Genomic DNA, 13,366 nt, shown 5'->3' on the forward strand with positions numbered 1-13,366 from the left:
GCGACCAGGCGTTGCCTGTCCTGCGCCGGTACGCCGTCCGGCACCCCGACGTCGGCGGGCAGGTGATAAAGGCGTCGCATGACCGTGAACCTCCGGGGAGTGACGGGCCCTAGTCGATCTCGACCTCGGTCGGGTTGCCCACGAGGTACTGCGCGGCGATGTCGACCGGCATGACGTTGAAGTGCATGTGCAGCACGTAGAGGCCGGGACCGTGGTGGTAGCTGCCCGGGTTGTTCTTGGGGCCGCCACCACCGGAGAAGGTGATCCGGCTGCGGCCGACCGCGGCGTTGACCCGGCCGGCGACGACCGCGTCGTTGTAGTACGCGTTCCACGCGATCCGCTCGTGGCGCGCGGCGCGGTCGACCGCGACCAGAAAGCCGACGAGCTTGTCACGCTCGTAGAACCCGTCCTCCGTGATCTTCAGGAAACCGCTGAGGTCCATGTCGAAGGAGTACTCGCCGACGCTCTCCTTGTCCCCGAGCAACGGGTTGCTGTTCGCATGATTCGGATAGTTGTCCGCCTTCACATGCCAGCCGGTTTCCTTCTGGACGGCCTCGATGAACCTCACGACGGTCGGGGACGAGCCGGGCACGTCCTGGCCCTGCGCAAGGACATCGGGCCGGTCGGCCGCCGGGACCGTGCCTTCGAGGTATTCGGGCAGGCCGTAGACCCGGACCTGGGGCTGCGGTTTCTGCAGGAGGAACTCCGCCTGGTTGGCGGCGATCACCACGTACTCCCGCGCCGCCCGCTCGGCCACCTGCCGCCACCTGTTCGCGTAGTCGCGGCGCAGGGCGTCCACCCGGGCGATCACGTTCGCCAGCCTGACCGCGTAGCTCTCCTCCTCGGCGCGGTGCAGTGCGAGGATCTCGTCGACCACGTCCGGGTCCGGCTCGGAACGGAGCCGCCGCGTCTCGGCGTCCCTCTTGTCGGCCGCCGCGAAGGCCTGCGCCCGCAGCCGGCGGTACTCGCCCGCCAGTTTCTTCTCCGCGGCCGCGAGTCCCGTGGCGAGCCTTTTCCGGTGCCCGCCGCCTCGGCGGTGGAGGATGTAGTCCACCGACGCGACGAAGCGCTCCTTCCAGTACTCGATCATGTTGTCCCTGGTGTGGGTGACACTCCGGCCCGAGGCCCGCTCGCGTTCCTCGGTCTCCTCGGCGAGCGCGACGATCCGGTCCTCGACACCGGGCAGCGGCCACAGGTCGGTCGCCGGGTCGACGGGCGCGAATACCTCCTCCTGTTGTGAGGGGGAGTCCGGCACGACCGGCTCCGGCCCCGATGGGGTCGGCGGGTGCGCGAGCGCGTTCTCCCGCTCCGCCTCGCGCAGCGCCCCGGCGAACGGGTCGTCCGGTGGCTTCTCGCTCCCGCCCACCGGCACGCCGTGCGCTCGTGCCGCCGAGCGCTGCTCCTCGTGTGCCAGCGCGGCAGCGTCGACATGCGCGACCGCCGGCGCCGTCGGGCCGCCGGTGGCCCGTTCCGGGTGGCGGTCCGCCAGCATGCGCTCGGCCTCGGCGAGGCGTGCCGCGACCGCGCGGGTCAACGCGCGGCCGGCCGCCTCCAGTTGGTCGTCGCTCGGTACCCCGACGATCCGCAGGGTGATCGGGACGTGACAGTCGATCCGCATGGCGTCGGGCTCAGCCCGCGGTGTAGGCGAGTTGGACGGTCGCCAGGCTGGTGGCGCTGGAGTCCAGGACGAAGCCCGTCGACAGCGAGATGTAGTAGCGGTACGCGTCGGGGTCGACGGCCGCGAACGCGGTGTCGACGGGCACCGTGATGTCGTACGGATTGGTGAAGACGGACGTGTCGGTCCTGATCTGGGCCAGCCGGTCGGGGACCGCGTTCGCGTCGGACACGGGAATCCTGAGCAGGAGGATGTTGAGGCTGAGCGGGCCGCCGGCGAACAGGCCGATGGCCCGGAACGAGACCAGCCGGATGTCCGCCGGCAGGCTGAGGCCCATCACCGCACTGCCGCCGGCGGTGCCGGCGTCGGGGTGGGCCGCCCCGGTCTCGTCGAAGGTCCAGCCGCCGATGACGGAGTTCGGCGTGGAGACGAGGTCGAGGCCGGGCGTGAGCAGCTGCTGGCCGGTCGGGACGCCGACCGGCCTGCCGATCGCGGTGTTGATCTCGGAGACCACGGTGGCTGCCTGCTGCAGGTCGGCCTGGATGGCGTCGAACCGCACGTTGAAGCCGTTCGTGCCGTCGGCCTGGATGCGGTGGAAGTTGTCGATCCAGTCGGTGGGCGCGAACGTGGGGGTGTAGCCGATGTCGCTCATGGGTGTCCCTTCCCGCTCAGGACGGCGGTACGAAGGTGAGATGGACGGCCTCGATCGACAGCCCGCCGAAGGTGATGGTGGTGAAGTTCGCGGTGAAGACGTAGCGGAAGACGCTGGTGTCGATCAGGGCGCGCGACGCGGTGACCGGTATCTGCAGGTCGAAAGCCCCCTTGCCCGGGATGCCGCCGTCGCCGGTCAGCGTCTCGGGCGCCGGTGGCGGCACGACCAGCCGAAGTGGCGTGCGCAGCAACGAGACACCGCCGCCACCGGCCCCGAAGGAGTTCCTCCCGACGGTGCCCACCACCCGCACCGATGTCAGCCGGAGCCCGTCGGGCAGGGTCAGGTTGGCCACCCCGAGCGCCTCACCGCTGGAGGTGCTGACGACGCCGTTCGCGTCGTAGGTCCACTCGCCGGTCGAGGACGAGGTGGTGTGCAGGACCGGCGTGAAGCTGAGCCGCTGCTGCTGCGGCGGCGGAGGGGCGTTCGACGCGTCGATCGCCGTGCCGATACGGGTCACCACGGTGGACAACTGGTGCAGGTCGCTCGCGATCGCGTTGAACTTGCTGTTGAACCCGATCGGCCCGCTCGCCGTCGCCCGGTCCCTGCGGTCCGTCCAGGGGACGTCGCGGAACGTGGGGGTGTAGCTGATGTCGGCCACGATGACTCCTCAGCTGCTGGTGTAGACGATCTGGAAACCGGCGATCGTCACCGGTTGGGGCGCGAACGTGACGGTGGCCCGGATGAGGTACCGGTACGTCGCGGTCGCGGTGGTGGCCACGGATGCGTCGATCAGCGTGGTCTTGTCGTACGGGTTCGTGTCACCGGAGATCTCGGCCACCGTCTCCGGGGTGCCGCCGGGGATGGCGAGACGGGACAGGGAGATGACCGGCGGCGCCGCCGCCCCGCTGGGGTTCTGGCCCATGGCGCGGAACGACACCAGCCGGACGTTGTCGGGGAGCGCCACCTCCATCATTCCGTCGACGCCATGGTCGTTGGCCTGGGCCGCACCGCTGGCGGTGGTGGTCCAGTTGGAGCGCGCCGGGAACTCCAGCAGCCTCGGCGGCAGGATGAGCACGCGCTCGACCGGCCCCGTGCCGCGTGCGGCGATGGCCGCCTTGACCTGGTCGACGACGGCGGACATCTGGCGCAGGTCGCCCTCGATGGCGCCGAACCGGGCGTTGAAGCCGTTCGGTTCGGCCGCCCTGACCCGGTCACCGTCGGGACCGTCCACGAACTCCCTGTGCTGGAAGGTGGGTTCGAAGCTGATGTCAGCCATCGGCGGGCCTCCTGACTTGGCGCGGCAGGGTGCTGCGTACGCGGAACTTCGGGTACGTGTAGTCGGGGTTGGCCTGGGCCAGGTCGCCCTGGACCTCGATCACGTGCGCGCGGACCGCCGCCGTGTTGACCTCGACGCCGACCGGGTGAAGCACGTTGAGGACGTTCATGATCAGGTCGTGCTGGTCCTTGGTGATGACCGTCGCCGGGGTGTCGAGCTCGGGCCGCAGGCGCACCTGGAACGTGTACGGGACGGGCTCGGCGCCGATCAGGTAGCTCGCCTGCACCCAGGCCATGCCGGCGGCGTCGGCCCGCAGCGTGACGGTCTGCCGGGTGCTGGACCCGACGGTGATCGCTGCGGTGTCGTACGTCCCCGAGGCCCAGCTCAACCGCGGCCCCTCGTCGGGTACTTGGCCGGTGAGCCCGGCGGCGGCGAGGGTTTCGGCGGTCGGGGTCGCGGTGAGGTCCATGGTGGTGCCCTCGTCCAGCTCGATGACCGCGCCCCCGTCCACGCCGGCGGGCCCGCGGACCTCGACGAGCTGCCCGGGCGTCTGGCGCACCTCCAAGTCGTCGCCGTGCCGCGTGAGATGGGCGAAGCCGACCGCGAACGCCACCTTGGCCAGTGCCCCGGCGTCCAGGGAACCGTGCCGCAGGACGAGCCTGCGTCCCTCCTTGACGGCCAGGTCGGGAGGGTCGCTGGTGGCGGCGTACCCGGCGGGTACGGCGAGGCGTCCGGTGACGGACCGGCGGGCCAGCTCGGCGAGCAGGGCGTCGAGCAGTTCGGCGACGGCCGGCTGCATGAGGTGGGCGTCGTGGCCGCCGTAGTCGACCCGGGGGTCGTCGTGGAACACCAGGAACGCCGCGTCGAAGTAGGTCCCCGGGCGGTCGACGCCGGACGCGGGCAGGCCGGGCGTGCCGTCGGCGGTGACCGTGGCGCCGTCGTCGAGGCCGGGCAGGCCCACCCGCAGCGCGTGGGTCGCCGACACCGGGACGGCGTGCCTGCCCCGGGTCACGTCGGCCTTGACGATCAGCTGTCCGGGCGCGGTGGGCAGCAGCGAGGCAGTCCGGTGCCGTGATCCGGGGCCGCTCTCGGGCGTCAGCGTGCCGCGTCCGGCACCACCGGGCACGACGAGCCAGCGCAGGAAGGCGTCCGCCGGGGGCGCGGGCCGCAGCGACAGCGTCACGGGGATGCCCGGGATCAGGTCGGCGGGGTCGGGGGCGGCCGGGGTCAGATCGGCCGGGGCGGTGACGGTCCGCGCGGTGACGTTCGGGCCGACGTCGGCCTGGGCGGTGACGGTCGGGTCGGGGTCGGCCTGGGCGGTGACGGTCGGGTCGGGGTCGGCCGGGGTCAGGTCGATCCTGAAGTAGTCCTCCAGTGCCGCGGCCGCGTAGACCTTCCCCGCGCCGTCCGCCGTGCGGTAGCCGACGTAGTCGAAACCCGCCCGGTGGGCGAGCGCCGCGAGGCGGCCCGGCGCCACCGAGCTGTGCCCGAGCAGGACCGCCCGGCCGGTCGCCCGCAGGTCGTCCGCCCCGGGGTCGTAGCCGGCGTCGACCAGCAGTCTGCCCGGCGGCACGGTCTCGGCGCCGGCCAGCGTGACCAGCGCGTCGAGCCGCTCGGCCACCCCGACCTGCACCAGGTGCGGGTCGGCCGGCCCGCTCCCGGCCGGTGCCGGGGTGAAGTCCACGTCGGCGCGGTCGTAGCGCAGCAGATAGGCCGGGTCGAACGCGCTTTCTTGGCCCGCGGTGCCGACCACGCTCGCCTCGGGCGAACGCCGCCGTCCCGCCGCGTCGATGCTCTCCCCGGGGAGCAGGGCCCGCGGCCGGACGTGCACGAGACGGGTGCCGCGGACCAGCGGGGCGTTCCTGTCGTCGACCACCAGTGCGTCGGAGGCCTCGTCGCCGCCGATCGGTCCTGCCAGCCGGTTGAGGAGCGTGGTGAGGTTGGCCGGGGTCGGCAGCGTCCAGCGGCGGAACAGTTCGAGCCGCTTGCGGTAGTGGTCGTCGTCCTCGCCGAGGGCCGGCGCGAAGGAGGCCCTGGCCACGGAGCTGATCCGCACCTCGTCGACGACCCCGCGGAAGGAGCCGCCGGCCGCGCCGATGCGCAGCGGGGCCGTGTTGGCCACCGCGCCGAGCGGGTAGAGGAACCGCCAGTCGCGCAGCTGCCCGTCGAGATAGAGCCCGACCCGGCCGGTGATCCTGTCGACCACCGCGGCGACATGGGTGAACGCGTCGGTCGGCAGTGTGGTGTCCGCGAACAGGCGCACCGTGGTGTCGCCGTCGCTGATCGTGAACGACAGGCTGCCCGCGACTCCCCGCCCGAACGTGCCGACCGAGAGCACCCAGCCGGGTCCTTCACCGCCTTCGGGGTCGGGGTGCCTGCTCAGCACCGGCCCGTCCGGGGTGCGCGGCGGCACCTGGTCGGGGCGGACGAAACACTCGATCGTGGCACCGTCGTGCTCGCCGATGTCGAACGCGGTGCTGGTCGTGACGTCGACGAAGGCCTCGGGGGCCCGGAAGCCCATCGCCCGGCCGTACCGGCCTGTGACGCCGAGCTGCACCGGTCCTTCGAGTGTGCCCGGGTGCCCGGTCCGGCCCGGGTAGGCGGCGGTCACCTCCGCCGCCGATACGGCCTCCGCCGCGTCGTCAAGGTGGTACAAGGCCACGGTGCGGGCGTCGAACCCGTGCGGCAGCGGCGGGAAGCGCGGCACGCCCAGATCGGCGCCGATGAGGTCGAGGCTGAGCCCGACGGCGGACGGCAGGTGCCGCTGGGCGAGGGTGAACCCGGCGTGTCTGCGCAGCTGTTCGCGCTCGGCGCCGGTGACCCACAGCAGCTTGGCCAGGTTGCCGAGCAGCACCGTGAGCGTCCACCAGTTCTGCGGGTCGTTGCCCGGCGGCGTGGGCGCCATCGTGAGCATGAAGACCCGGGCGGTCGCCGTGACCGGCTTTTCGAGCAGGAACGACGTGCCGGCCACCGTGCCCGCCGGTACGCCGACGCGCAGCAACTGCTCCTCCCCGCCCGTCTCCGGCTCCTCGAAACTCACCGTCACCGTCGTGTCCACGGGGATGTCCTGGGCGGCGGTGAGCACGTACCGCGGCTCGGGCGGCGCGCCGAAGCGGGCGACCTGGTCGGCGAAGTCGTAGGCGACGACCGTCACTTGACTGCTGCCGTACAGGGCGAGGGGCAGCTCCATGGTCCCGGCGCCGCGCTCGAACGGGACGGTCAGCCTGCGGCCCATCCGGGTCGCGGCGCTCGCGGGCGCGGTCACCTCGGCGGTCATCCGGTCACCACCGTCACGTCGAAGGCGTCGCCGCCCGCCGCGAACCTGGCCAGTTCCGTCGGGCCCATGGCCAGGTTCTCGCCCACCGCGGCCTCCGCGAGCACCTCCTGGAACGGCACGTCGCCGAAGGTGATCCGGCCGAACGCCGCGGGGGAGCGGCGCAGGTGCAGTCCCTGCACGTCCAGCACGCCCGGCTGCTCCACGAACGCGCGGACCACCTGCGAGTACAGGACGTCGCCGCCCAGACGAAGACCGGCGATGTCGGCGGCGAGCCGTTGGCGTACCGAGGAGAGCAGCGCCACGCCGTCCGAGCCGGGCGCGACCACGAGCGTGGCCCGCACGCCGACCTCGATGTGGTCGGCCTCGACGATGTTCGCGTGGATGCCGATCGGCCGTACCGCGTCGACGGCCACGCCGACCCGTTCGAAGATGCCCGGCACCGGGCCCGTCGTCTGCCACGGCCAGCGGAAGTCGTGTGCCACCACGACGCTGAAGAAGTACGGCTCGCCGGCGCGGCGCTCGCTGCTGAACGCCCGTTGGTCGAAGTTGAACAGGTCGAAGTAGCTCTGCGACACGTCCACGCCGCCGAGCGGGTCGGACAGCACCACGTCGATGACACCGCTGACCCCGAGGGCCGCCTGGGCGACCGATTCGACCGTCCAGAGGTTGCGGGCGAAGCCGAGCAGGCGGCCGCGGTAGGACTCGTCCGCCTCCATGCCGGTGCCGCCGGACAGCGGCGCGTCGTTCTTCACCTCGAAGCGCGCGGCTCCCAGGTCGGCCAGGTAGACCGAGGCGTACGTCGGGTCGATGCCGGCGACGGCGCCGGTGTCGACGTCGCCGGCGGGTCCCGGCTCGAACGCCACCACGCCGACGTCGGCGGTCGGCACCTGGTTGTCGAGCGTGACGGGCGCCACCGTGCCGAACGCCCTGGCGGGCCGGTCCGCGGTCACCAGGATGGCGCCCTCGGGCAGCACATACGGCCGCCCCTCCGCCGGATTCACCACGGTGACGCTGACCGTGCCGCTGCTGAAGAGCCGTGCGCGTGCCAGGCCGATGTCCTCGCCGAGCAGGTCGAGGGCGTCCCCGACGGCAGTGGAGACGAAGTTCTGGTAGTACAGGTCCTCCAGGCGCTTCCACACCTCGCCGTCCTCGGCGGCGGCCGTCTCCAGGATCTTGCGCAGCGCGCTGGTACTGGTCAGGTCCGCGCCGGGAAAGACCTGCCTGGCCCGGTCGAAGGACTCGGCGAGAATCGCATCGACGGGCTTGAGCACGAACCCGCCGGGAGTCACCCCGAAATCGGTCACGATCGTCACACCTCCACGTTCACGCGCAGCGTCACAGGGACGTCGGCCACCGTCTCCAGGTCGGCCTCGACGGCCCACACCCGGCGCGCCCGGGCAAGCCGCGCCCGCGCCACCGCGTCAGGACCGGCGGCGAGCCGGTCGGGGTCGTCGTCGAAGGTCACCTGCCTGACCTCGCTGACCCGCGGGTCCGTGCCCAGCGTGCCGACCAGGTTCAGCTTCAGTACTTCCTTGACCATGCGGGCACCGTTCGGCAGGGTGAACGCCTGCGTGACGTCCAGCCCGTAGCCGGTGTTGAACCGGTCGGAGCCCGACGGCGTCAGGACCCGCAGGGTCAGCGCCTGGGTGAGGTTGGCGATCCCCGCCACCGCGACCAGGTCCTTGCCGTCGAACACCAGGTCACCGTCGGCCACGAGCAGGCCGCTCCCGAACAGGTCCGTGGGTGTCGGCTTTGTCACTCTGCCTCCAGTTTCGTCTGGCCTGCCGACACGACCCGCCACGGGGAGGCCGTCAGCGTCGGACCCTGCGCGGTCTCCAGCACCACCTGCTGGCCGTCGACCCAGAGCGTCGTGGACAGGCCGGTGTCGACGGAGGCGACCGCGCCGCACGGCGGCTTGTTCTGACAGGCCGGCATGGTCGCCGTGAGCAGGTCGGCCTGGACGAGCACGGGTTGGCCGTCCACGGCGAGCAACTGCTGGCTCGGCGTGATCACCAGGGGCGCGCCGTGCGGACACACCAGGCTCGACGCGGCCGTGAGGACGGCGGGCATCACGACACCGCCACTTTCGAGCCGTCGAGCTTCAGGCTGACCCCGCCGTTGGTCAGCGTGATCGGCTTGTCGCCCGTGCTGATGGTGACGGCGCCGCCGGCGTCCACGGTGATCGTCGTGCCGCTGTGATGCTCGATGGTGATCGTGTCGTCGTCGGGCGGGACAGGCCGCGTACCCACCTCGGGCAGCGCACCCGCGCCGACCAGGAGGTGCAGACCGGCCGCCTGGATCACCCGGCGGCCGCCCGCGTCGGTGAGGTCGTTGGCGCCCGGGCCCGTGGGCAGGCCGTCGTCGCCGAGCGCCGTGGGCAGTGCCAGCCAGTAGTCACCCGGCTCGTTGGCTGGGCGGCGCAGCACCGGGTTGTCCGGCCAGAGGAACCCGGCGAGCACGGCGTCGTTGACCGCGCCCCGGTTGTGGGCGAGCAGCGCGCGCATCCCCGGATACACGGGCACGACCAGGCCGGTCCTGTCGAACGCGAACACCGATGCGATCGGTTTCTCGTGCAGGTCGACCGTCGGATCGACGGGGCTGGCGACGCTGGGCGCGAGCACTTCCGGGTCCGGTGCCTGGGCGTAGTGCAGCGAGGCCAGGTGCTTGCCGCCGGCACCGTCGGCGTACCCGGTGACCTCGCCCACGTCGATGGCCGGGTGGTCGTCGAGGGCCCGGTGCGTCATGTCCCGCCAGCGGTCCACCACCACCTGCACGCCCCCGGCGACCTGGGCACGCTCGCCCGCTCCCGCCGCGATCAGGCCGACTTCCGCGGTGTACCCGCCGCTTGTCGTGAAGCTGTGCACCACTCGGGACAGCCGCAGCGGTCCGGCGGGCACCCGCGCCAGCCCGGTGATCCTCCCGACCTGCCCGACCCGCAGGCGCGGGTGACCGAGAACGGTGAGGTCGAGCGCGGCGCGCACCGGCGGTGCCGGGCTGCCCGCGGTGTCCTCGCCGTTGACGGTGTCGAGCGACACGATGTTGGTGTCGGGGGCGAAGGCCACCGGTGCCGCGTCGCTCGCCGCGCCGACGGCCGCGCCGAGATAGACCGTGCCGTCGCGGACGACCAGCGGCGCGTCGCCCCGGTCGGCCAGCGCGCGCAGGGCATCCAGCGTGGAGCCGCTGCGTACGGTGAAGCCGGCCAGATCCCCCGGCAGCGTCGAGCCCGGAGCCACCGGCACGTTCGCCTTCTTGGCCAGCTCGCCCGCGAACACCGCCGCGCTCGTCACGCCGGCCCGGGCGGCCGCAGCGGGCGTGCTGCGCAGCAGATAGCCGGCCGTCTCCTGGCCGTACAGCACGGTACGGGCGTACCCGTCGGCCCCGACGCAGCCGGAGACCCTGGTCAGCCGCCCGGTCAGGAGGAGACCGCCGTCGCCCGTCCTGGTCGTCGGCTCCTCGAAGTACCCGAGATGGATCGTGACGTCCACCGGCGTCGTGGCCCGGACCGCGCGAATGAGTTCGGTGAGGTCGAGCGGCAGGTTGATCAGGGTGACCTCGAACGTGTCGGTGGCGGCGCCCTCGGTCATCGTGACGGTGATCTCGGCGTCGACGACGAACGCGCCGGCCAGCACGTCGTTGGACACGGTCACCGGCAGCCCGAGTCCGGGCGGCGCCCCGGCGGCCGAGATCTCGACCTTGTACCAGATGGAGAAGCTCATGCCGCACGCCCCCGCCGGGCGCTCGTCCGTGCGCTCATCGCAGGGCCACCCCGCCCGTGACCCGGGAGCCGAACGAGCCGGAACCGTTGAGGTTGCGCGGGTCCAGCCGCATGGCGGGGAACGTCAACGCCAGCTCGGCCGCGTGGTACTCCACGCCGGGGACCAGCTTGCGCCGCAGGAGCGCGACCAGGCCGGACGGCTCCTCGCGGTCCACCGACAACACCAGGAACGCCCCGTCGGCCGGCAGGTCGAGCAGGTCGCCCGTCACACTGTCGAGGAGTTCCTCCCGCACGTTGGCGTACAGGCGGAACTGATACGAGCGACCGGCCAGGGACAGCCGGAACGCCTGCGGAAACCCCGCGGCGGGGTCGATCGGCAGCGCGAGGAAATTCGGGGCCGCCATGTCCTGCCTCCTTGTTCGTGGCGACGTGCGCGGCAACGCTCACAGCGCGGCGCCCGGGACGCGGGCGATGGGGTTGACAGCCGGACCGGACCGCACGAGCGCACTGCCGACGGCGAGGCTCAGGTCGGCGACCTCGCCCAGCACCGCGGCCAGGCTGGGCCGCGGAACCTGCTGGAGCGTGATCGACACGTCCAGGGCGTCCCGCTTGGTCACTCCCTGTGTGAAGCGCAGGTCGGTGACCTGCATGTCCAGGCTGATGGTCAGTCCGGACACGACCGGGATGCCGATGGCGGACCCGCCCTCCGGCGCGGCGGCGACGAGCAGCCGCGCCGTGAGCGCCAGCGTCTCCAGGGCCTTCTTCTGCTCAAGGCGTTGCGGACCGAGCAGTACGGCCTCGATCGCGATCGTCTTGTTGGTGGGCTGGGTGGCCTGGGAGAACCGGCTGCCCATGATGCGCTCGATTCGGTACCCCTCGTTCACGGTCATGCTCTGCACGTACAGCAACTGCACCGGGCCCACGAGCACAGGCAGGTTCACCGCGCCGGCCATCGCAATCCCCCTTCCGAGCGCGTCAGGTCCGGGCCGCGAGTTCGCGGTCGAGCTGGTCGAAGACGTAACCGGCCACCCGCTGGACCTCGGCGTCCGGCAGCGTCCCGACCACCTCCACCTGGACGGGGAAGTGGTAGTTGATCACCGCGTCCTCGCTCGTCGGCGAGACGACGGCCTCGCTGCCCGCCTGCGGGACGATGTACTCGCCCTCGTGGACCAGCGCGATCCCGGTCCGCTCCACCCGGCCGCCGGTCGCGAACCCCGGCACGGCGAAGGTGCCCCCGGCGCCGCCCGCGCTGTCACCGCCCGCCTCGTCGGTCTCGGTGTCGGTATCGATGTCGATGTCGCCGTCCACGGCTCACGCCTCCACGCCGACGGACAGCGCGAGGCAGGTGAAGCTCGCCTGCGGGACGCCGTCGACCACGACGTTGCTGGGGCTCGCCGACGTGACGATGCAGCGGGCGAACTTGAGCGAACCGAAGGCCCAGTCCGTGCCCTTCTTCTCGGCCACGATCACCTGGAACTCGGCCCCGGTCGTGGCCAGTTGGGTCAGCTCGGCGACGGCTGTCGCGACCGCGGGCACGCCCATCGTGAACGTGAACGTGGCCGGCTGGCGGACGAATCCGACGTTGTCGGCCTCGATGCTGTGCAGCACCGTGTGCGGCACGTTGAAGGTGGGCGTGAAGGTGGTGATCGGTGTGATCGTGGCGTCCCCGAGCTTCACCTCGAGCCGCGTGTTCCAGTCGGCCATCAGGTACCCCTTCCTAGTCGAACTTCAAGGTGATCGAGATCCGGTGAACGGCGCCGGCGTACTCGACCGCGGCCAGCACCTGGACGAGCCGCTGGACCTCGGCGGCATGGATCGCGGCTGCCTCGGCGGCGCTGAGCGTGGCGGGGTCCTTGTCCAGGAGCGTGAGGACCGGGACGACCACCTCGAAGCTGTTGAGCACGTCCGCGTCGAGCAGCGGTGTGAGGATCGCCTCCATCTGGGCGACCAGCGCGCGCAGCCCCGACCTGCTGATCCGCACGTTCCCGATCGAGTGGATGAGCTGGGCCTTGAGCCTGAACGAGAGGTCGTCCACCATCCGCACGACGTCCATGTACCGCTTGCCGCCACCGGGATCGCCGGTATAGCCCTCGCCCATGTAGACGCCGTTGCCGGGGATGAGCGCCGGGCTGGTCAGCCAGTTGACGCCCTTTCCCGCCGGTCCCGAGTCGTCCGTCTCGGTGCCGTTCAACGTCTCGATCTCGGCCGGCGTGAACGGCGGGCTGACGATGTTCACCGGCTTGAGCAGCAGCGACACGGACGGTTCGTATCCGGCGATGGTGCCGGCGACGGCGGCCGCCGCATCCTGTGTGCTGTTGTGCGCGATGTAGACCATGCGCTCGTTGGTCAGGATGTCGTCCGCCTTGGCGACGCCGCTTTCCAGCATCGCGACGCCCATCCGCTCCAGGCCGTCGGCCCCCGTGTTGGACACGGCCGTGACATGGGCGGACAGCAGGTCGATCGGGCCGCCCGCGGCCTTCGTGTCCTTGTTGAGCGGGGTTTTCGCCAGCATGACGAGTTGCACGTTCAGGCCCGCGACGACCTCCAGCGCGCCCGCCCAGTCGGGTGCGTCCGCGGCGACGGGGACGCCGTAGACGAGCGTCGGGCCGGGCGTCTGACGGAACGCGAGGTCGATCGAGTCGGCCAGTTCGCCGGGGAAGCTCTTGTGCGCGTCGTCCGGGCCGGTGAACAGCACGGGCACGGGCGGCTTGGTGACCGCGGTGGTCACCCGGCCGATGACAGCGATGTTGCCGAACGCGCGCACGGCCGGTGCGAAGAGATTGACGAGCGGCTTAACCCGGACATACCGAACGGCCATCAGGGTCCTCCTC

The 13,366-nt window shown here is 71.9% G+C and carries 14 protein-coding genes; all 14 read right to left on the reverse strand.

The annotated features are described in order from the left end of the window. Positions 1–109: 109 nt before the first annotated feature. From ACFWPS_RS33400 to ACFWPS_RS33465, 14 genes are read right to left on the reverse strand one after another with little or no spacing between them, the layout of a single operon-like run. A complete protein-coding gene (locus ACFWPS_RS33400; RefSeq protein WP_383711942.1) occupies positions 110–1,618 on the reverse strand; it encodes a hypothetical protein in 1,509 nt (502 codons plus the stop codon). 10 nt (positions 1,619–1,628) lie between these two features. After that, positions 1,629–2,267: a hypothetical protein gene (locus tag ACFWPS_RS33405; protein WP_383711945.1), complete on the reverse strand. Its 639-nt coding sequence runs from the start codon at positions 2,265–2,267 to the stop codon at positions 1,629–1,631. Between the two features lie 16 nt (positions 2,268–2,283). After that, positions 2,284–2,925 (reverse strand): hypothetical protein, encoded by a 642-nt coding sequence (locus tag ACFWPS_RS33410; protein ID WP_383711948.1) that lies wholly within the window; start codon positions 2,923–2,925, stop codon positions 2,284–2,286. A gap of 9 nt (positions 2,926–2,934) precedes the next feature. Beyond that, positions 2,935–3,543 (reverse strand): hypothetical protein, encoded by a 609-nt coding sequence (locus ACFWPS_RS33415; RefSeq protein WP_383711951.1) that lies wholly within the window; start codon positions 3,541–3,543, stop codon positions 2,935–2,937. Next, on the reverse strand, positions 3,536–6,820 hold the full coding sequence (locus tag ACFWPS_RS33420; RefSeq protein WP_383711954.1) for a LamG-like jellyroll fold domain-containing protein: 3,285 nt from the start codon (positions 6,818–6,820) through the stop codon (positions 3,536–3,538). The genes ACFWPS_RS33415 and ACFWPS_RS33420 overlap by 8 nt, the downstream gene beginning before the upstream one ends. Beyond that, positions 6,817–8,124: a baseplate J/gp47 family protein gene (locus tag ACFWPS_RS33425; protein ID WP_383711956.1), complete on the reverse strand. Its 1,308-nt coding sequence runs from the start codon at positions 8,122–8,124 to the stop codon at positions 6,817–6,819. The genes ACFWPS_RS33420 and ACFWPS_RS33425 overlap by 4 nt, the downstream gene beginning before the upstream one ends. Positions 8,125–8,129: 5 nt before the next feature. Continuing rightward, positions 8,130–8,579 (reverse strand): hypothetical protein, encoded by a 450-nt coding sequence (locus ACFWPS_RS33430; protein ID WP_383711959.1) that lies wholly within the window; start codon positions 8,577–8,579, stop codon positions 8,130–8,132. Beyond that, a complete protein-coding gene (locus ACFWPS_RS33435) occupies positions 8,576–8,890 on the reverse strand; it encodes a hypothetical protein (protein WP_383711962.1) in 315 nt (104 codons plus the stop codon). Before ACFWPS_RS33435 ends, ACFWPS_RS33430 begins: the two co-directional genes overlap by 4 nt. Beyond that, complete coding sequence (locus tag ACFWPS_RS33440; RefSeq protein ID WP_383711964.1) at positions 8,890–10,536, reverse strand: hypothetical protein; 1,647 nt, start codon at positions 10,534–10,536, stop codon at positions 8,890–8,892. The genes ACFWPS_RS33435 and ACFWPS_RS33440 overlap by 1 nt, the downstream gene beginning before the upstream one ends. A gap of 34 nt (positions 10,537–10,570) precedes the next feature. Next, positions 10,571–10,939 (reverse strand): hypothetical protein, encoded by a 369-nt coding sequence (locus ACFWPS_RS33445; RefSeq protein WP_383711966.1) that lies wholly within the window; start codon positions 10,937–10,939, stop codon positions 10,571–10,573. 39 nt (positions 10,940–10,978) lie between these two features. Then, positions 10,979–11,488 (reverse strand): hypothetical protein, encoded by a 510-nt coding sequence (locus tag ACFWPS_RS33450; protein WP_383711969.1) that lies wholly within the window; start codon positions 11,486–11,488, stop codon positions 10,979–10,981. A 22-nt stretch (positions 11,489–11,510) separates the two neighbouring features. Beyond that, on the reverse strand, positions 11,511–11,843 hold the full coding sequence (locus ACFWPS_RS33455; RefSeq protein ID WP_383711970.1) for a hypothetical protein: 333 nt from the start codon (positions 11,841–11,843) through the stop codon (positions 11,511–11,513). 3 nt (positions 11,844–11,846) lie between these two features. Then, entirely contained in the window at positions 11,847–12,239 is a 393-nt protein-coding gene (locus ACFWPS_RS33460) for a hypothetical protein (protein WP_217560490.1), read from the reverse strand. 13 nt (positions 12,240–12,252) lie between these two features. After that, a complete protein-coding gene (locus tag ACFWPS_RS33465) occupies positions 12,253–13,353 on the reverse strand; it encodes a hypothetical protein (protein WP_383711973.1) in 1,101 nt (366 codons plus the stop codon). Positions 13,354–13,366 lie beyond the last annotated feature (13 nt).

Origin of the sequence: Streptomyces sp. NPDC058457 (genome assembly GCF_042720695.1) — a bacterium.
In the GTDB taxonomy this organism is placed as follows: domain Bacteria; phylum Actinomycetota; class Actinomycetes; order Streptomycetales; family Streptomycetaceae; genus Streptomyces.

Coding starts and splice junctions, on each gene's coding strand:
- ACFWPS_RS33420 (WP_383711954.1), bottom strand. CDS start 6,820: ATGACCGCCGAGGTGACCGCGCCCGCGAGCGCCGCGACCCGGATGGGC.
- ACFWPS_RS33435 (WP_383711962.1), bottom strand. CDS start 8,890: ATGCCCGCCGTCCTCACGGCCGCGTCGAGCCTGGTGTGTCCGCACGGC.
- ACFWPS_RS33415 (WP_383711951.1), bottom strand. CDS start 3,543: ATGGCTGACATCAGCTTCGAACCCACCTTCCAGCACAGGGAGTTCGTG.
- ACFWPS_RS33405 (WP_383711945.1), bottom strand. CDS start 2,267: ATGAGCGACATCGGCTACACCCCCACGTTCGCGCCCACCGACTGGATC.
- ACFWPS_RS33445 (WP_383711966.1), bottom strand. CDS start 10,939: ATGGCGGCCCCGAATTTCCTCGCGCTGCCGATCGACCCCGCCGCGGGG.
- ACFWPS_RS33460 (WP_217560490.1), bottom strand. CDS start 12,239: ATGGCCGACTGGAACACGCGGCTCGAGGTGAAGCTCGGGGACGCCACG.
- ACFWPS_RS33450 (WP_383711969.1), bottom strand. CDS start 11,488: ATGGCCGGCGCGGTGAACCTGCCTGTGCTCGTGGGCCCGGTGCAGTTG.
- ACFWPS_RS33465 (WP_383711973.1), bottom strand. CDS start 13,353: ATGGCCGTTCGGTATGTCCGGGTTAAGCCGCTCGTCAATCTCTTCGCA.
- ACFWPS_RS33400 (WP_383711942.1), bottom strand. CDS start 1,618: ATGCGGATCGACTGTCACGTCCCGATCACCCTGCGGATCGTCGGGGTA.
- ACFWPS_RS33440 (WP_383711964.1), bottom strand. CDS start 10,536: ATGAGCTTCTCCATCTGGTACAAGGTCGAGATCTCGGCCGCCGGGGCG.